17 protein-coding genes are annotated in these 17,947 nt (G+C 70.8%); 8 read left to right on the top strand and 9 right to left on the bottom strand.

The annotated features are described in order from the left end of the window. The first annotated feature begins 3 nt into the window (after nt 1-3). From ACFZDE_RS31035 to ACFZDE_RS31045, 3 genes are all read left to right on the top strand, one after another. Entirely contained in the window at nt 4-633 is a 630-nt protein-coding gene (locus ACFZDE_RS31035) for a hypothetical protein (RefSeq protein ID WP_391205483.1), read from the top strand. Beyond that, on the top strand, nt 608-1,159 hold the full coding sequence (locus tag ACFZDE_RS31040) for a Fic family protein (RefSeq protein ID WP_391205486.1): 552 nt from the start codon (nt 608-610) through the stop codon (nt 1,157-1,159). Before ACFZDE_RS31035 ends, ACFZDE_RS31040 begins: the two co-directional genes overlap by 26 nt. Before the next feature lie 69 nt (nt 1,160-1,228). Next, on the top strand, nt 1,229-1,654 hold the full coding sequence (locus tag ACFZDE_RS31045) for a DUF6003 family protein (protein WP_391205489.1): 426 nt from the start codon (nt 1,229-1,231) through the stop codon (nt 1,652-1,654). A 133-nt stretch (nt 1,655-1,787) separates the two neighbouring features. Here ACFZDE_RS31045 and ACFZDE_RS31050 read toward each other — a convergent pair whose 3' ends face one another. From ACFZDE_RS31050 to ACFZDE_RS31060, 3 genes are all read right to left on the bottom strand, one after another. Next, nucleotides 1,788-2,459, bottom strand: a complete 672-nt coding sequence (locus ACFZDE_RS31050) for a hypothetical protein (protein ID WP_391205492.1) — start codon at nt 2,457-2,459, stop codon at nt 1,788-1,790. 268 nt (nt 2,460-2,727) lie between these two features. Continuing rightward, nucleotides 2,728-3,933: a beta-1,3-glucanase family protein gene (locus ACFZDE_RS31055; protein WP_391205495.1), complete on the bottom strand. Its 1,206-nt coding sequence runs from the start codon at nt 3,931-3,933 to the stop codon at nt 2,728-2,730. Between the two features lie 94 nt (nt 3,934-4,027). Continuing rightward, complete coding sequence (locus ACFZDE_RS31060; protein ID WP_391205498.1) at nt 4,028-4,627, bottom strand: DUF998 domain-containing protein; 600 nt, start codon at nt 4,625-4,627, stop codon at nt 4,028-4,030. A 140-nt stretch (nt 4,628-4,767) separates the two neighbouring features. Between ACFZDE_RS31060 and ACFZDE_RS31065 the strand changes: the two genes are divergently transcribed. The 3 genes from ACFZDE_RS31065 (at nt 4,768) to ACFZDE_RS31075 (ending at nt 7,620) form a co-directional block, all read left to right on the top strand. Continuing rightward, a complete protein-coding gene (locus ACFZDE_RS31065; protein WP_391205501.1) occupies nt 4,768-5,589 on the top strand; it encodes a DUF817 family protein in 822 nt (273 codons plus the stop codon). 141 nt (nt 5,590-5,730) lie between these two features. Next, entirely contained in the window at nt 5,731-6,561 is an 831-nt protein-coding gene (locus ACFZDE_RS31070) for a SpoIIE family protein phosphatase (protein ID WP_391001499.1), read from the top strand. A 51-nt stretch (nt 6,562-6,612) separates the two neighbouring features. Continuing rightward, entirely contained in the window at nt 6,613-7,620 is a 1,008-nt protein-coding gene (locus ACFZDE_RS31075) for an MASE1 domain-containing protein (protein ID WP_391205504.1), read from the top strand. 124 nt (nt 7,621-7,744) lie between these two features. Here ACFZDE_RS31075 and ACFZDE_RS31080 read toward each other — a convergent pair whose 3' ends face one another. The 3 genes from ACFZDE_RS31080 to ACFZDE_RS31090 all read right to left on the bottom strand — a co-directional run bounded on the left by ACFZDE_RS31080 (nt 7,745) and on the right by ACFZDE_RS31090 (nt 10,755). After that, nucleotides 7,745-8,404: a YceI family protein gene (locus ACFZDE_RS31080; RefSeq protein ID WP_391001495.1), complete on the bottom strand. Its 660-nt coding sequence runs from the start codon at nt 8,402-8,404 to the stop codon at nt 7,745-7,747. Nucleotides 8,405-8,593: 189 nt separating this feature from the next. After that, a complete protein-coding gene (locus tag ACFZDE_RS31085; protein ID WP_391205507.1) occupies nt 8,594-9,505 on the bottom strand; it encodes a transferase in 912 nt (303 codons plus the stop codon). Then, entirely contained in the window at nt 9,502-10,755 is a 1,254-nt protein-coding gene (locus tag ACFZDE_RS31090; protein ID WP_391205510.1) for a glycosyltransferase, read from the bottom strand. Before ACFZDE_RS31090 ends, ACFZDE_RS31085 begins: the two co-directional genes overlap by 4 nt. Nucleotides 10,756-10,971: 216 nt before the next feature. Here ACFZDE_RS31090 and ACFZDE_RS31095 point away from each other — a divergent pair, with 216 nt between their 5' ends. After that, entirely contained in the window at nt 10,972-12,690 is a 1,719-nt protein-coding gene (locus ACFZDE_RS31095; protein ID WP_391205513.1) for a VanW family protein, read from the top strand. A 117-nt stretch (nt 12,691-12,807) separates the two neighbouring features. After that, a complete protein-coding gene (locus ACFZDE_RS31100; RefSeq protein ID WP_391205516.1) occupies nt 12,808-14,199 on the top strand; it encodes a Tat pathway signal sequence domain protein in 1,392 nt (463 codons plus the stop codon). Nucleotides 14,200-14,243: 44 nt separating this feature from the next. Here the strand turns inward: ACFZDE_RS31100 and ACFZDE_RS31105 are convergent, their stop codons facing one another. The 3 genes from ACFZDE_RS31105 to ACFZDE_RS31115 form a co-directional block, all read right to left on the bottom strand. Next, on the bottom strand, nt 14,244-14,969 hold the full coding sequence (locus ACFZDE_RS31105) for a carbonic anhydrase (RefSeq protein WP_391205519.1): 726 nt from the start codon (nt 14,967-14,969) through the stop codon (nt 14,244-14,246). Nucleotides 14,970-15,134: 165 nt separating this feature from the next. After that, a complete protein-coding gene (gene katG, locus ACFZDE_RS31110) occupies nt 15,135-17,360 on the bottom strand; it encodes a catalase/peroxidase HPI (RefSeq protein ID WP_391001477.1) in 2,226 nt (741 codons plus the stop codon). 123 nt (nt 17,361-17,483) lie between these two features. Further along, nucleotides 17,484-17,927, bottom strand: coding sequence for a transcriptional repressor (locus tag ACFZDE_RS31115; RefSeq protein WP_391205523.1), 444 nt, complete (start codon nt 17,925-17,927; stop codon nt 17,484-17,486). Nucleotides 17,928-17,947: the final 20 nt, after the last annotated feature.

The raw sequence follows: 17,947 nt of genomic DNA on the forward strand, positions 1-17,947 counted from the left end.
GCGGTGATACGTGATCTGGTTCCCGTGTTTCTGAGCTGGGACGAGGTGGATCCGGCGCGCCACCCCTTCGACGCCGCGTCGGCGGCCCGGGTGGTCCGCTCCCTGGGCCCGGCCCGGTGCGTGCCGCGCAGGCCGGACGTCGCCTTCGCCGATCCGGTGATGGGCGCCTGGAGCTGGGGGGAGGCACGGCTGTGGGCCGACGCCATGTCGCAGGCCCTGGTGGAGCGTTACGGCCGATGGGCCGCGGGCTTCCGCTGGTCGCACGACGAAGGGGACTTCGACGGAGGACCGGTCGGGCACTGGTGCTGTCCGCGCGATTCGATCACCACTGCCGAGGAGACGCTCACCCGCGTGACCGCGGCGCTGTGCGAATGGCGCGCCTGGCTGGAGAGCCTCGCCGGATGGATCGACGCCTACCCGCTGGATCTGGAGAACGTCGAGGACGACCGGCTGCTGTGGGACCGCGCGGCCCGCAACCTGATCCTCCAGGTGACCGACCGCACCGGGTGCGGCAGCGGCTGGCACCGGCACTGCCATCAAGTGCTCACCTGGTTCCTCGACCGCTGGGCCGTCGCACCCGGGGCCGGTGACGCCGCGTCGGGACGGCGTGGCCGAGGACATCCGAGGCTTTGACGGCGCTCTGGACCCGGCCCGGGCCGACGGTCTGCTCACCGCCCTGGAACTGTCGCGGGAGGACGCCGGGCGCGGCGCCCGCCTTGATTTCGAGCTGCTGCAACGCTGGCAGCGGCACGTCCTGGGCACGTCACAGCCACCGCCCCTGCGCGATCGGCCGGCCTTCGCGAAGGGAGGCCGGGAGCGCTACGGCATCGCCCCGGACCTGCGCGCCCGCCTGGACGCCTGCCTGGCCGAGAGCGCGTACGACGAGGCGCGGCCCCTCCCCCTGACCTCGCGCGCCGCACGCGCCTATCTCGACGTCTGCTTCTTCCATCCGTTCGACGACGGCAACGCCCGGGCCGCCTTCCTCGCGCTGGTCTTCGTCCTCGCCCGCGAGGGCATCGCCCTCGACGGGGTCGTCCTGCTGCGCCGCGTCACCTTCCAGGCCGACGAGCCCGAGGACGCACTCGCCCTCGCCCTGAACGTCGACATGCACATCACCGAGACCCGGCGCCGTGCCGAGTCCGCCGATCGAGTGCCGTGAGTCCGGCGCTGAATCCGGCGCGGCGGGGTAATGGATGTCGACCAGCACCCTGTTGCGAAGGAGCCGAGGATGACCGACGACGCCTATCTCTTCCTGCTCGACGACGCGTCCGCGCAGCTCGGCGTGGTGCCCGCCGCCGTCGGTGAACTCGCCTGCATGGACACCCCCGCCGTGCGCGCCTGGCTCGACGCCCAGGGCAGCACGCCGACCTCACCGCACCTGCGCCTGCTTCCTCCGGAGGAGACGGCGGCCGTGCCCGAGGGGGCGGAACGGCTGCCGGTTCCGCTGAGCGAGGAGGAACTGAACCGCCTCCGCCACCACCTGGTGCCGGAGCCGCTGGCCCGGGTCGAGGAGGAACTGCTCGCCTACCGTGACAGTGCCGACGGGCGGGACGGTCTGATCGGACGAGCACTGGCCGCCGGTGTGCCCCCGCACCGCATCGTCGAACTGACCGGCGTGGACCCGGCCACGGTGACCGCCGCCGCGAGCAACTGACGAAACCGGGGGCAGCAGCCCCTCCGGGGTGCCGGGCCCGTCCGCCGCGGGTCCCTTCCAGCATGCGGCCCCGCCGGGCGAGCACCACCCGGCGGGGCCCCGGGGCCCTTCACCGTGCGAAGGCGAGGCCGGCTCAGCCGCTGCGGGTGAAGACCCTGTTCTCCGTGGAGCCGCCGTCGCACAGCTTCTTCTCGTCGGCCGTCATCTTGCGGGACTTGACCACGATCGCGCTGTGCTTGCCGTCCGTGCCGTTGGGGGCCGGGCCGGTGACCGTGTCGGGCACGAACCAGTAGTAGTGGCCCCACTTGGGGTCGTCGTAGTGGGTCTGCCACGTGCCGGATATCTGCCGCATCACCTGGGCGCGGGAGATCCAGCCCACTTCTCCCGGCTTCACGGACACCGTGAAGGAACTCGTCTCCGTGTGCGAGCTCTGCCAGGTGTAGTTGTACGTCGCGGTCACACTGGCCGTGATGATGCCCTCGATGCCACCGCCCACGGTGACCGAGCCGCCCACCGAATGGGAGGAGCCCACGGTGTCGGCCCAGGTCATCGACTGGGAGGCGGGCGAATCGGTGCAGTTGAAGAGAAGTTCGGAGACCTGACGGGGCTCACCGAGATAGGCCTTGCCGAGCTGCGGGGAATTGAAACTGCACTTGCCTTCACCGGAAGCGCAGTCGGCCATGATCTGTTCCGCGGTGGGCTGCTCCTCGGCCGCGGCCGGCACGGCCGCCGCGATCACCCCGAGTGCGGTCGCGGTCAGCGCGAGCGTGCGGCTGCCGTACCGCAGGGCGTGGTTCATCGTCATCGTTGGTGCCTCTTACCATTGCGTGGGGGAAGTGACCACCATGACCCTTGTTTCGGCAGGAGTTGTGGTCACCGGGTGATGCCCACGAGGCTCACGTAATCGGCAGCCCAACTACACCAAGGAATCGCAAAGTTGTAATTGATTCCAGAACTGATGAATAGCCAACTTCGAGCACCGCAGATTGTTTTGGGAACAGTCCGCAGGTCAGTACGGCAAAACCGCCGGGACCACGATCGGAGCGCGGTCCCGGCAGCGAATGGAAGGCCCGTCAGTTGAGGGGTTCGAGCGTGAGGTAGGCCTGGCGCGGATCGCCGTCGTGCACGAGTGATTCATGGTGGCCGACGTCGTCGAAGGCGAAGGCGTACGCCTTCCCGTCCGCCATCTGGGCGTGGATCGCGCGGGCGTAGTGATTGGTGACGCCGTCCTTGTAGAAGTCGGTCGCACCGGCGTCGGGCTGGTTGGGGTTGACCAGGAGCGTGGACCTGTTGAAGCCGGCGCACAGGGTGCGTGAGATCGGGCCGCGCACCTGGTCGTTGGGGGCGTCCAGTTTCCCGTGACAGCCGAAGACGGAGGAGGCGTCCGGCTTCTGGAAGCTGGTGACGACAGCCCCGGCACTGTTGGTGAAGTTCATGACGCCGCCGGAGACCCGGCCGACGTACTTGGTCCCGGGCTGGTCGGCGAACGGAGTGACCGTGAGGGTCGAGCCGGCGTACTTCTGCCAGACGCGGTTGATGTAGTCGTCCATGACGGTGGCCGGCAGGGCACCGGTCTCCACGCCGTACAGCGGCGCCAGGGCGCGCAGTACGGTGCCGTCGGAACGGGTGTGGATCAGATTCCCCCAGCCGCCCGACTGCCCCCGGAGGGCGTTGAAGAAGCCGTGGTATCCGCCTGGCTTGAGCCGGCCGGTGGTCGCGGTGCTGCCGTCGGCGCGCTGCACTCCCACCGTGTACGGGGCGGAGAACATGTCGACCTGGGTGCTGTTGATCCACAGGCCCGAGTCGTTGAGCGTGTACTCCGACCAGTTGAACAGGATGTTCCGGTTGGGGTCGGACGGGTTCTGCACGGCGGGCTGGACGAGACCGCCGGTGGTGAGCTTGAAGACGAGCTTCTGACCGTAGGAGAAGTAGACGCGGCCGGAGAACTTCGGCATGCGGATCGTGGCCGACTGCCCTGCCGCCGGGCCCGCGATCGAGGCGTCGGGGGCGGGGGTCGGCGGATTGCCGCCCGCAGGCCAGGGATGGAACGTGCCGGCCGCGTCGGCCCAGCCCTGTCGTCCGGTCGAGAGTTCCGTGCCGAGGTTGTAGATGTACAACTGCTCGCCGCGGGCCGAATTGTTCGTGATCTTCAGTGGGATCGTCGCCGGCACGGCGGCATGGGCCGACGCGCCCGTTCCGCTCGCCAGCAGCGAGCCGGCGAGGGCCATCGCGAGGGACAGCCCCACGGCCGTGACCCGGCGCCTGAGAGTTCGCAACACGCTCTGCCTCCGTTCAACAGTCGAGCGATAGATGAGAGCGCTCTCAACATTGCGCTTTGGCCCGTACCTGTCAACAGTTCCCGGAAGCGTTCGTTCAGCTCGGGCACCCGTCACGCGGAGATCCGCGCAGACAGGAGAGAACCACCACGAACGGCCAGACGGACTGAAGGGTCGTCACGGCCCGCTCCGCCACCCCGGCCACGCCATGGAGATGCAACTCGACCAGGAACCAGACCGCGCCGACCGCCATGACCGCCGTGGCCCCCAGGGACGGAAACGGGCGCAGGGCCCAGGGCACGGAGGTTCCGGCCCTGGCCGCCAGGACGGGCCAGGCTGCGAGGACGGCGAACCCCACCGCCGCCACGGAGCCGTGACTCAGTGAGCCGCCGCTGCTCGGTGCCGGAACCACCGCCACGACCAGTGCCGCCACACCCCCTGCCGCAAGGGCCAGCCGCCCCGGGGACGCGGCCGGGCGCAGACCCCAGGCGGTCAGCAGATGACAGAAGCCCAAGGCGATGAACGCCGCCGTCATCACCCAGGATCCGCTGTTTCCGGGGGCCGCCAGAACACTGATCGTCTGGGCGGCGGGGTCGTAGGGCTGCCCCTGCAGTGACGCCGCCACCAGCCAGCCCATGATCAGGAAGACCGGGGCACACCCCGAGGACACCAGCGCCCATGTCGGAACAGATCGCATCGAAACACCGTAAAACGGCCCGTTCGCCTCTCGAGGTTCCTCCGGACCGCCCGCCCCGCATGGCGTAGCCGCACGACCCGGCCCCCTCGTCGAGCACACGGTGAAACCGCTGAGCCGACGGGGTCGTCCTACAGGGCACCATGATCCGTTCAAGCATCACCGGCCCCCTGGCCACACCGGTCCGTCAGCTGCTCGCTTTCGCCTGGACCCAGACGCGGGCCTGCGCCTTCGCCATCGCCCTGCTGTCCGGCGTGGCCGTGTCCACGCTGCTGCCGGAGCTGCCCGTGGCGCGCTACGACCTGCTGGTCGTCTACGGGGTGCTGCTCACGCTGGTGTTCTGGGCCCGCGGCTGGGAGAACGGACGGGACGTCGCCGTCATCGCGGCCTGCCATGTCATCGGCCTGGCCTTCGAACTGGTGAAGGTGTCGCTCGGTTCCTGGAGCTACCCGGAGCCGGCCGTGCTGAAGTTCGCCGGCGTCCCGTTGTACGGCGGGTTCCTGTACGCGGCCGTGGGCAGCTATGTCTGCCGGGCCTGGCACCTGTTCGAGCTGGAGATCGTGCGCTACCGGCCGCGCGCGACGGCCCTGGTCGCCGCCGCCATATACGTCAACTTCTTCAGCCACCACTGGCTCCCCGACGCGCGCTGGGTGCTGGCCGGGCTGCTCGTGGCCGTGACGCTGGGGACGTCGGCGCGGTTCACGGTGCGCGGGGTGCGCCGGCGGATGCCGCTGGCGCTGGCGTTCGTGCTGATCGGGTTCTTCCTCTGGGTGGCGGAGAACCTGGCGACGCTGGTCGGCGCCTGGCGGTACCCGTATCAGGAGCACGGCTGGGAGCCGGTGGGCGTGGAGAAGTTCGGGTCCTGGGCGCTGCTGATCAGCGTGACGTTCGTGCTGGCGGCGGTGGGGCGGCGTACCGAATCCGCGGCGGCACGGGAGGGCGGCGAGAGCCGCCGGGGAACGTGAGGTCGTCGAGGGGCCTGAAAGCCTCGAAGGGCGTGAAGTCGTCGGGGAGCCGTGTACTTGAGTATCATCCTATGGACGTAAATCGGGTGAATTGACCGATCCGGTCGTCACCCACCGTGGCCATCCTCGCCGGAGTGATCCATGTCCCGCACCGGCACGACGGACGACGGCGACGAGCTGCTGACCAGGCTCGGGGCCCTGACGGCTCAGGCGCGTGCGCAGGCCGAGATGCAGCGGTCCCGGGTCGAGCTGGCGATCGCGCTGCAACGCGGCATGCTCCCACGGGACCTCCCCCTGGCCCGGCGACTGCACCTGGCCGTCCGGTACACACCCGCGTGCCACGGCCTGAACGTGGGCGGCGACTGGTACGACGCCTTCACACTGGGCGACGGCCGGATCGGCCTGTCCATCGGCGACGTCCAGGGCCACAACATCGAGGCCGCCGCCTTCATGGGGCAGGTGCGCGCCGCGATGCGGGCGCTGGCCTCGGTCACCAGCGAGCCGGGCGAGGTGCTGGCGCGTACCAACGACCTGCTGCTGTCGCTGGGCTCCGATCTCTTCGCCACCTGCACGTTCATGCGGCTGGACCCGTGTGCCGGGGTACTGGAGAGCGCTCGCGCCGGGCATCTGCCCTGCGTCTGGGCCACGGCCGACGGCAAGTCCGCCATCACCGAGGACGAGGGCGGTCCTCCGCTCGGCGTGCAGCCGGGGACGCCCTACCCGGTCACCCGCTACGAGCTCACCACGGGCAGCGTGTTCGTGCTGCTCACGGACGGTGTCGTGGAGGGGCCGTCGATGCGGCTGGAGGAGGGCCTGGACCAGGTGACGCGGCTCGCGGGCATCGCGGCGGTGGCGGGCATGGACGTCGACGCGCTCGCGGCCGCCGTGATCAAGGGGGCCGAGCGCGTGGGGCACGACGACGACGCGGCCGTCCTGGTGGTCGGCCTCGACGGGCCGGACGCTCAGCCATAGGGCCGCACGGGGCCCGCTCCCGTCTCGCCGACCCGGCGCCCCCGGTGTCTCATGGCTGCTGTGGTGGGTAGCCAGGATCTGCGTACGCCGGTCGTCGTCGCTCTGCGAACGCTGGCCGTCGCTGCCTGCTACTACGGTTCGGCGCAGCTGGGGCTGCTGCGGGAACTGGTCGTCGAGGGCGCCGTCGTCACCCCCATCTGGCCCCCGACCGGAGTCTCGGTCGCCTGCCTGCTGCTCTTCGGGCTGCGCTGCTGGCCCGGGATCGCCCTCGGCGCCCTCTTCGTCATCCTGTCCCTCACCTCCCTGTCGCCCTCGTCCCTGGCCGTGCTGGTGGGGAACACGTCCGCGCCCGTCGTGGGGTACCTGCTGCTGCGCCGGGCCGGTTTCCGTACCGACCTCACCCGGCTGCGGGACGGGCTTGCCCTGGTGTTCCTGGGCGCGTTCACCGCCATGCTGATCAGCTCGACCATCGGCGCCGGCATCCTGATCGCCACGGACCGGATCGAATGGCCCGGCTTCTGGGCGGTGTGGCTCGCCTGGTGGGTCGGTGACGCGATGGGCGTACTCATCGTCACGCCGGTGCTGCTCCTGCTGTCCCGTGTGCGTCTGCCGCTGCGCATGTCGCGGTGGAAGGAGGCCGCGGGGCTCGCGGTCATCGCCTGCTGTCTCGTGCCGGTGGCGGCGCACAGCTCGGTCAGTCTGCTGTTCCTCGTCTACCCCCTGCTGATCTGGGCGGCTCTGCGGTTTCAGCTGGCCGGGAGTCTGACGTGCGCTCTGTTCGCCTCGGTGATGACCACGGTGGCGGCGACCGACCGGGACGGGCCGTTCGAACGGCTCAGCCGCGTCGAGGTGATGATGAAGCTCCAGGCCTTCAACGGGGCGATGGCGCTCACCGCACTGATCCTGTCCGCCGTGATCACCGAGCAGATCTACACGCGGCGGTCCGTGGAGCGTGCCTGCCAGGAGCTGGTCGAGGTCCTGGAGCACCTCACCGCGGGCGACCCGGACGTCCGGGCCCGGGTGGAGGACGGCGGACCGGGGCGACGGCAGGAGGAGTGACGGCCGCAGCCGGACGGGTCGCCCATGAGGGCCGCTGACCGTCCGGCCGCTCACGCCGGGCCCGGCCACTTTCAGGGTCGTGGCCGGGTCCGGCACCGGGTCATGGGAGCGCGCCCCGGGGTGGTCAGCCGCCCGACGGTGCCGTGCGGATGGCGGCGATGTCGAGTTGCAGCCGCACCTTCTCGCTCACCATCGCCCCGCCCTCGGCGAGCCTGCTGTTGTACGTCAGACCCCAGTCCGAGCGGTTGATGGTGGTGGTTCCGTCGAAGCCGACCCGGTCGTAGCCGAAGGGGTCGGTGACATTTCCGATGTACGTCATGTCGAGCACCACGGGGCGGGAGACGCCTTTGATGGTCAGCTCTCCCGACATGCTGAACAGGTCGGCGCCGGTCTGCTGAACCGCGGTACTGGTGAATCGCATACGCGGATAGGTCGCGGCGTCGAGGAAGTCGCGGCCGACCAGGTGCGCGTCGCGTTGTTCCACTCCGGTGTCGACGCTGGCGGTGAACAGAGTGATGTCGGCCCGTGACCGTGTGGGGTCGTGCGCGTCGAAGTGGAGACGGCTTTCGTACTCCAGGAAACAACCGCGCACGGTGGTCACCATGGCGTGCCGGACGGAGAAGCCGATTCTGCTGTGCGCGGGATCGACGACCCATTCGCCGGACAGATCAGCCAGGTTGGGGTTCGGCAGCACGGCGGTGGAGGACGCCGGTGCGCCGGTCGGGCGCTGCGGGGGGAGCGGCGCCTGCCGGCGGGACGGCACAACGCGGTTGAACAGGTTCATGATTCATCTAGGTACTTGAGTTTGGTTATAGCCGCAAGTCCCCTCCCGATTTGCGGCTGTTGAGAACACGCTCGTGACCTGTTATGCCGCCGCTTTCCACAAAATCCACACATCGTTGTCGCGGCGCATCACCGAAACGGCATCCGGAACTCCCGGGATTTTCATTTCGGGCATTTCGGGGATTCGGTCTCAGGTCACCTCTATCGCCAGGTCGTTGTCGACGGTGTAGTAGGGGCGGAAAGCGGATCCGTCCGCCTCGATCGCCGGGTAGACGTGTACGTGCTTGCGGTCCGCCACGTCGTCGAGGAGCCGGGCGACCCTGATCGGCGAGGCGTCGGCGGTGGGCCGGACGAAGACGTCCCAGATCCGGCCCGCTCCCCCACCGTCCGCCGTCAGGTCCCCGGGGCCGGCCGTGAAGGAGAACCCCTTGCCGTCGTCGTCGGCAAGGGGGCGGAGGGCGCGCACGGTGCCGGTGCCGCGCAGGCGCAGCCGGACGGTGGCGTCCTTGTGGAGCTCGGCTCCGTGCAGGCGGGCCGTGACCGTCAGGGCCCCGCCTTCGATGCCGATGGCGCGGGCCTCGGCGTGGGCGGTGCGCCGCCATGCCCTCAGGGCGAGGAAACCGTCCTTGGTGACGTACGGGATCCTCACCGTGACCGGCGAGGGGTGCTCGCGCAGGTGCCCGTCGACGAGGGTGCGCAGGTCCCGCAGGCCGGGGCGCAGCCGTCGGCGTTCGGCTCCGGGTTCCGGCAGCAGGTACAGGTCCCAGCGGCCCTCGTCGAGGACCGGGTCCGGTTCCAGGACGGCCTGCCGGTGGCCGTCGGCCCGGTCGGGCTCCAGGTCCAGGAGGTGCGGGGTCGTCTCGGGCCGGCCCTTCTGGGGGCGCAGGCGCAGCAGCAGCCGGGGCCGGGGCGCGGTGCCCGTCGGCAGGCGGAAGGTGATGCGGCCGTCGGTGTCGATCGCGCAGTGGGCGCGCGGGTGGGTGTCACGGGTGTCGCCGCGCGGGCCGACCGCCGTGGCGGGCGGTGCTGGGTCCGGGTTGTGCGGCGTCACGGCCCCCGTGGGTCCGGGGGCGCTGGTCGTCTCGTTGTCCGGCGTGCTCATCGGCGTCCCTTCCGTATCGAGCGCAGCACACCGGAGGCGGCGGCGTGGGCGGCGTCGCGGGCGGCGTGGCCCCGGCCCGTCAGGGCGCTGCGGGTGCCGCGGCTGTGCGGGGTGGTGGCTCTGGCCGCGGCGGCCGTCTCCAGGAGACGTTCGGCCTGGGCGACGACGGGCCCGGGGGCGAAGCGGCGCGCGTTGTCCAGGGCGGCTCGGCTCATGCGGCGGCGGCGCTCGTCGTCGCCGACGAGGTCCAGCAGGGCGGCGGCGAGCGCGTCACGGTCGCCGACCGGTACGAGCCGGCCGTCGGTCCCGTCCTGGATGATCTCGGCGGGGCCGTAGGGGCAGTCGGTGCTGACGACGGGGAGTCCGCACCGCATGGCCTCGACGATGGTCATGCCGAACGGTTCGAAGTTGGACGCGGCGGCGCCGATCGAGCCCTTGGCCCATTCCGCCTCCATGGGGGTGGCGGCGCCCATCAGGAACACGTTGTTCCACAGCCCGAGCCGCTCGATGAGCTCCCGCAGCCTGGGCTGCTCCTCGCCCTTGCCGTAGATGCGCAACTGCCAGTCCGGGTGCGCGGCGGCGACCGGGGCGAACGCCTCGATGAGGAGGTCGTAGCGCTTGACCGGGACCAGGCGGCCCGCGGCGATCACCACCTTGGCGGTGCTGTCGGCGGGCGGCAGGGCGGGGTCGGGGACGCTGTTGGGCAGGGCCTCCACATGGACGCCGGGCAGCCACATCTTGCGCCGGTAGGCGGCAGCGTCCGCCTCCGTCACGGTGGTGATCACGTCGAGGTGGCGGTAGGCGCGGCGCAGGGCCGTGCGCAGCCGCGGCGAGTGGTTGTCGAGCGTGAGGTGCTCCTGGCCGACGCGCAGGACGTGCCGCGGAGCCTGGCGGGCGATGTGCACGTTGAGGCCGGGACGGGTGCCGATGACGACGTCGGTGTCGAGCGCCGCGAGGCACTCTCCGATGCGCTGGTCGGTCAGCTCGCTGTACTGGCGGTGGCGGTACTCGGCGGCCGGGAACACCTTCGCCGGTCTCTGGTGCAGCGGATGATCCGCCTCTTTGCGCAGATCCACCAGGGCCCGCAGCCGCACCCTCGGGTCCAGCACGAGGTTGGGGTGCTCGCGGTGCCGTAAGGCGGAGACGACCTCCACGTCGTGCCGCTCGGCCAGGGCTCCGGCCAGGTTGAACGTGGTGGTGATCGTGCCTCCGATTCCATAGGCGTTGTGAATCAGGAAAGAGATCTTCATGGTGGCGTAGACCGCGTCAACGCCCGGTTCGTTGTTCGCCGTTACCACTCTGTGGCCGGGCCGGCGCAAGGGCCGGTTTCGCCCGTTCCGGAATGATCTCGGGCATAAGTGGTCTGGGCCATATCGATTCGACCCCGATGTGTGGATAGCTGGATGTGTTTGCCCGCAGCAGCGTCGCGTCACGGGTGCACCCTCGTATCGATCTTCAGGAGACCCATGCGCCCCCGTACAGCCTCCGTCCCGCGCATCACCTCCCTTCCCTCCCTCGCCCTGGCCGGCGGCGCGCTGGCCGTGGGGGTGGGTGGGCTGTATCTCGCCGGGCTGGTCCTCACGGGCGGCCACATCGACTCCGGTACGACCGTGCACGGCGTGGAGATCGGGGGGCTGAGCCGCACGGAGGCGGTGCGGAAGCTGGAGCGGGAGCTCGGGGCGGCCGGCGCCCGGGAACTGCCCGTGAAGGTCGGTGACCGCACCGGCGGCGTCGATCCGGAGCGCGCGGGCCTGTCCTACGACATCCAGGAGACCGTCGACCGGGCGGCGCGCACCGGCTCCGACCCGATCAGCGTGTTCGGCGGGCTCTTCCGCTCGGGCGGCGCCGTGGAACCCGTCGTGGACGTCGACGAGGGCAAGGCCCGGGCGGCTCTGGGAGAGCTGGCGAAGGGGCTCGACCAGAAGGTCAGGGACGGCGCTGTCGCCTTCCACGACGGGCAGGTGCGGACCGTCGCGCCGCGGACGGGGTACGCGCTGGACGTGAACACCGCGGTCGGGCCCCTGCGCGACTCCTTCCTGCACGGCCGCACCGAGGCGGCCACCACCCTGCCCACCCGCGAGATCCGCCCGAAGGTCAGCGCCGACCAGGTACGCCAGGCCGTGCGCGGCTTCGCGGAACCGGCCATGTCGGGCCCCGTCACGCTCACCGCCGCGGGCGAGCGGTTCACCGTCGGCCAGCAGGCACTGGGCGAGCATCTGACCATGCGGCCGGAGAGCGACGGCGCGCTGAAGCCGGAGCTCGACGCGAAGGGCCTGCGCGCCGAGGCCTCCGTGGCCGGCCCGCTGAACGCCGTCACCAGGACCGCCGAGAACGCGAAGCTGCGGCCGGAGGGCGACAAGGCCGTGGTCGCCGAGGACGCCACGGTGGGCCGTTCGGTCAGCGACAAGGCGCTCGGCAAGGCCGTGCTTCCGCTGCTCACCAAGTCGGGCGCCGAGCGCAGCGGCGAGGTGGAGGTGCGCCGGACCGAGCCGGAGGTGACCCGCGAGAACGCCGCGGAGCTGGGGCTGACGGAGAAGATGTCCTCCTTCACGGTCGACTTCGAAGCGGCCGAGTACCGCACGAAGAACATCGGCCGGGCCGTGGAGCTCATCAACGGCTCCGTCGTCGATCCGGGCGAGACCTGGAGCTTCAACCGGACCGTCGGTGAGCGCACCGAGGCCAACGGCTTCATGGACGGCATCATCATCCTCGACGACAAGTTCCAGAAGGCGTCCGGCGGTGGCGTCTCGTCCGTGGCGACGACCCTGTACAACGCGCTGTTCTTCGCCGGGGTCAAGCCCGTGGAGCACGGAGCGCACTCGTTCTACATCGAGCGCTACCCGGAGGGCCGCGAGGCGACGGTCGCCTGGGGCAGCCTGGACCTGCGGTTCACCAACGACTCCGGCGCATCGATCTACATCCAGGCCGAGTCCACGGACACCTCCGTCACCGTCTCCTTCCTCGGCACCCGCCCGTACGACGAGATCAAGTCGGTGACCGGCCCGCGCGAGAACGTGGTGAAGCCGGAGAAGAAGGTGAGCGACGACGAGGAGTGCGTGCCGCAGACGCCGCTCGAAGGGTTCGACGTGACCGTGGAGCGGGTGTTCTACGAGGACGGCCGGGAAGTGAAGCGGGAGCCGTACCGCACGCACTACACGCCGCGTGACGAGATCGTCTGCGAGTGACCCGCGCCCCCTTCGCGGCACTCGACAACTCTCCCTTCCGGCCAAGGCGTTGACCTCGCTCCGGAGCGCCAGCACAATGAGCGGCCACTGAGTGAGAGCGCTCTCAAAGGGAGATCCATGAACGGCAGACACGGCCCGGCCCTCAGCCGGCGTTCGCTCATCGGTGCCGGACTCGGCATCAGTGCCGCGGGGCTCACCGCCGCGGGCACGGGTCAAGCACGGGCGGCCGGGTCCTCCGGTGCGCGCCCCTCGCCGGGCCCGGCCCGGGGGCACGCTTTCCTCGCCGCCGCCATGGACGCCTACCCCGACCACGGCCCGCTCCGCCTGACGCAGAGCTACACCGACCAGGCGGGCCTGTTCAGTACCGCGTTCACCTACGACAACGCCCTCGCGATCCTCGCCCACCTCGCGGCCCGGACCCCGGCCGCCCTGACCCGGGCCAGGGCCCTGGGCGACGCCCTGCTCCATGCCCAGGAGCACGACCCGGCCCACGACGACGGCAGGCTCCGGCAGGCCTACAACACCGGGCCGTACACCTTCTACGACGGCACGCTCCAGCCCGACGGCTTCGTACGGGCGGACGGCACGGCCAACGTCGGGACCCAGTTCGGCTTCACCGGCACGGCCGTGGGCGACATGGCCTGGGCGGGCATCGCGCTCAGCGCCCTCGCCCGCCGCACCGGATCGCGCCGCTACCTCGCCGGGGCCGTCCGGATCGGCGAGTGGATCGAGCGGACCGGCCGGACCGACGAGCCCCTGGGCGGCTACAAGTTCGGGGTCGACGGGGCGAACCAGAAGCTGCCGTTCACCTCGACCGAGCACAACACCGATCTGGTCTGCCTCTTCGGGCGGCTCGCCCTGCTCACCGGCGACCGGGTGTGGCGGAAGCGGCGAGCGCGGGCAGAGGCGTTCGTGAAACGGATGTGGGAGCCGTCGGGGGGCTTCTTCTACACCGGCACGAACGACGGCGTGACGGTCAACAAGTCCCCGATTCCGGAGGACACCCAGACCTGGACGCACCTCGCGCTGGACTCCCGCCGCCACTCGCGCGCCCTGGACTGGGCCGTGACGCGGCTGGCCGTGCTGGACCACTCCGGGCGCACCAACAGCACGGTGCCCGAGGGGCAGTCGTACGAGGGCGTCACGTTCAGCTCGGCGAGCCTGCTCGCGGACGAGGGGGCGCCGATCGCCGACGGTCAGCCCAAGCCCGACCGCAACGGCGTGTGGTTCGAGGGCACGGCGCATCTCGCGCTCGCTCTGCGCGAGCGCGGGGCACGCGGCGACGAGGCGCGCGCACGGCGGCTGCTCACCTCGATCGAACGGGCCCAGGATCTGCTGGGTGGCACTCAGACCGTCGGGGGGAGGGAACTGCCCGGGCGTGCCGGGGTGGTGTCCGCGAGCAGCCCGCTCGACACGGGGTTCGGCTTCGGCTACTACCCGTACCGGCACACCGGCGCCACCGCCTGGTACCTGATGGCCGTGGCCCGCTTCAATCCGCTCCAGGCGTGAGGGCGGCCCGGTCCGCCGCCGGGTGCGGCGGACCGGGCGGCGTCTCAGGCGAGGCGGTTCACGGCCTGGGTCGTCAGTTCGTAGCGGGCGCCGACGACCGCCAGAACGCCGGTGGCGATCCTGGCGGCGAGTTCCGGCTCGGCGGCCAGCCGGGAGCGTACGAGGCGGACGTTGGCGCTCACGGTCGCGTCGATCCGGGCGTCCCCTTCCCGGTCGTGGTCGATGGCCGGGCCTATCTGGTCGACCAGGTACTGCATATGGGCCGGCAGGTGCTCTCCCGATTGCTCCGCCGCGACGGCGGCGCGTACCGCGCCGCACGACTGGTGACCGAGGACGACGACCAGCGGTATGCCGAGTTCCAGCACGCCGTAGGCGACGCTGCCGAGCACGGCCTCGTCCAGCACCTCACCGGCCGTGCGCACGGTCATCAGGTCCCCCAGCCCCTGATCGAAGACCAGCTCCGGAGGCACGCGCGAGTCGATGCAGCCGAGCACGACCGCGAAGGGGTGCTGGGAGGTGGTCAGCGTCCGCCGGACGGCGGGGTTCTCGTGCGGGTGGCGTTCCCGGTAGGTGCGCCAGCGGCGGTTGCCGGCGGCCAGCTCCCTCAGGGCCTCGTCGGGGGTGACGGGCCGGTGCGGTGCGGTGACGGGGGCGGCGGTGGCCGTGGTGGTGGCTCCGAGGCCGGCGCCGAGGGCCGTGGCCCCGGTCAGCGCGGTGCGCAGCAGGGTGCGGCGGGCGGTGCCTCTGTGGGAGGTGGCTTGTGAGTTCACGGCCAGAACGTATGCCCGAACCCACGAGCGGCCGGGATCCTTGCCGTTTCATGGTGAGAGTTGGGTGAGTGATGTTCTTACCTTGAACGGCCTTTGACGGTCCCTCAGGCGGCGAACGGGAACGCCCGGGCCTCGCGGCCCGGGCGTCCTGTCATGCGGGGGTGATCAGACCAGGTCGAACCGGTCCAGGTTCATGACCTTGACCCACGCCGCGACGAAGTCGTGGACGAACTTCTCCTTCGCGTCGTCGCTCGCGTAGACCTCGGCGAGGGCGCGCAGCTCGGAGTTCGAGCCGAAGACCAGGTCGGCGCGGGAGCCGGCCCACTTGACCTCGCCCGTGGCGGCGTCGCGGCCCTCGAAGGTGGTCTGGTCCTCGGACGTCGCCTTCCAGGTGATGCCCAGGTCGAGCAGGTTGACGAAGAAGTCGTTCGTCAGCGAGCCGGGCGTCTTGGTGAGGGCGCCGAGCTGGGACTGCTGGTGGTTGGCACCCAGCACCCGCAGGCCACCGACCAGGACGGTCATCTCGGGGGCGCTCAGGGTGAGCAGGTTCGCCCGGTCCAGCAGCAGGAACTCGGCCGGGAGGCGGTTGCCCTTGCCGTGGTAGTTGCGGAACCCGTCGGCGGTCGGCTCGAGGGCCTCGAAGGACTCGGCGTCGGTGTGCTCCTCCGTCGCGTCCACGCGGCCCGCGGTGAAGGGGACCTGCACCTGGTAACCGGCTTCCTTGGCGGCCTTCTCGACCGCGGCGGTGCCGCCGAGGACGATCAGGTCGGCCAGGGAGACCTTCTTGGCGCCGGCGCCGGAGTTGAAGTCCTGCTGAACGCCTTCGAGGACCCGCAGGACCTGAGCCAGCTCGTCGGGCTCGTTGACCTCCCAGCCGCGCTGCGGCTCCAGGCGGATACGGGCGCCGTTGGCACCGCCGCGCTTGTCGCTGCCGCGGAAGGTGGACGCCGAGGCCCACGCGGTGGACACCAGCTGCGAGACGGACAGACCCGACTCGAGGAGCTTGGTCTTGAGGAGCTCGATGTCACCGGCGTCGATCGGCTCGCCCTCGGCCTCGGGCAGCGGGTCCTGCCAGATGAGGGTCTCCTGCGGGACCTCCGGGCCGAGGTACAGCGACTTCGGGCCCATGTCACGGTGGGTCAGCTTGAACCAGGCGCGGGCGAACGCGTCGGCGAATTCCTGCGGGTTCTCGTAGAACCGGCGGGAGATGGGCTCGTAGATCGGGTCGAAGCGCAGCGCCAGGTCCGTGGTGAGCATCTTCGGACGGTGCTTCTTGGAGGAGTCGTGCGCGTCCGGCACGATCTCCGGCGCGTCCTTCGCGACCCACTGGTTGGCCCCGGCCGGGCTCTGCTCCAGCTCGTACTCGAACTCGAAGAGGTTCTTGAAGAAGCCGTTGCTCCACTGGGTGGGCGTGCTGGTCCAGGTGACCTCGAGGCCCGAGGTGATGGCGTCGCCGCCCTTGCCGGTGCCGTAGGTGCTGCGCCAGCCGAGGCCCTGCTCCTCCATGGAGGCGGCCTCGGGGTCGGCGCCGACGTTGTCGGCCGGGCCGGCGCCGTGGGTCTTGCCGAAGGTGTGGCCGCCGGCGATCAGGGCGACGGTCTCCTCGTCGTTCATCGCCATGCGGCGGAACGTCTCGCGGATGTCACGGGCCGCGGCGATCGGGTCCGGGTTGCCGTTGGGGCCCTCGGGGTTGACGTAGATGAGGCCCATCTGGACGGCGCCGAGGGGGTTCTCCAGCTCGCGGTCGCCCGAGTAGCGCTTGTCGTCGAGCCAGGTGGTCTCGGGGCCCCAGTAGACGTCCTCCTCGGGCTCCCAGACGTCCGCGCGGCCACCGGCGAAGCCGAAGGTCTCGAAGCCCATCTGCTCCAGGGCGACGTTGCCGGTGAGGATCATGAGGTCGGCCCAGGAGATGTTCTGGCCGTACTTCTTCTTCACGGGCCACAGCAGACGGCGGGCCTTGTCGAGGTTGCCGTTGTCCGGCCAGCTGTTGAGCGGGGCGAAGCGCTGCTGACCGGCGCCGGCGCCGCCGCGGCCGTCGCTGATGCGGTAGGTGCCCGCGCTGTGCCAGGCCATACGGACCATCAGGGGGCCGTAGTTGCCGAAGTCGGCGGGCCACCAGTCCTGCGAGGTGGTGAGCACCTCGGCGATGTCGCGTTTGACGGCCTCCAGGTCGAGGGCCTGGAACGCCGCCGCGTAGTCGAAGTCCTCACCGAGGGGGTTGGCCACCTCGGGGTTCTTGGCGAGGATCTTCAGGTTGAGCCGCTCGGGCCACCACTGGCGGTTGCCGCCGCCCTGGGTCGGGTGCAGGGCGCGGCCGTGCGCCACGGGGCAACCGCCTCCCGTCTCCTCCGACTTGGAGTCGGTGACGATCGCGTCGTGGTTCTCAGTCATGGAAATCCTTCCGGACGGGGTGGATCACGGTGCTCGGGGGATCACGTGCTCGGGAACGCTCGGGTGGATCACGTGCTCGGAACGCTCGGGTGGATCAGGTGTGCTCGGGAACGCTCGGGTGGGTCACGTGCTGGTGCTGCGGGCGGTGGAGCAGGCTGGGCACAGGCCCCAGTAGATGACCTCCGCCTCGTCGACGGCGAAGCCGCGGTCGTCGGAGGCGGTCAGGCAGGGGGCGTGTCCGACCGCGCAGTCGACGTCGGCGACGGCCCCGCACGACCGGCACACGAGGTGGTGGTGGTTGTCGCCGACCCGCCCCTCGTAGAGAGCCGGGCTGCCGGGTGGGTCGAGACGGCGTATGAGCCCCGCCGCCGTGAGTGCGTGCAGCCCCTCGTAGACGGCCTGGACGGAGATGTGGCCCACACGGCCGCGCACCTCGGAGGCGATCGCCTCGGCGCCGAGGTGGTCACCGACACGCACGACCTCGAGCAGCGCGACGCGGGCGGCCGTCACCCTCAGGCCGGCGCCGCGCAGCTCCTCGGCTGTGGTCGGGTTCCCGGTAGCGGTCATGCGCCCAACCTAGCCACACA

It is taken from the genome of Streptomyces sp. NPDC007929 (assembly GCF_042959065.1).
Classification (GTDB): domain Bacteria; phylum Actinomycetota; class Actinomycetes; order Streptomycetales; family Streptomycetaceae; genus Streptomyces.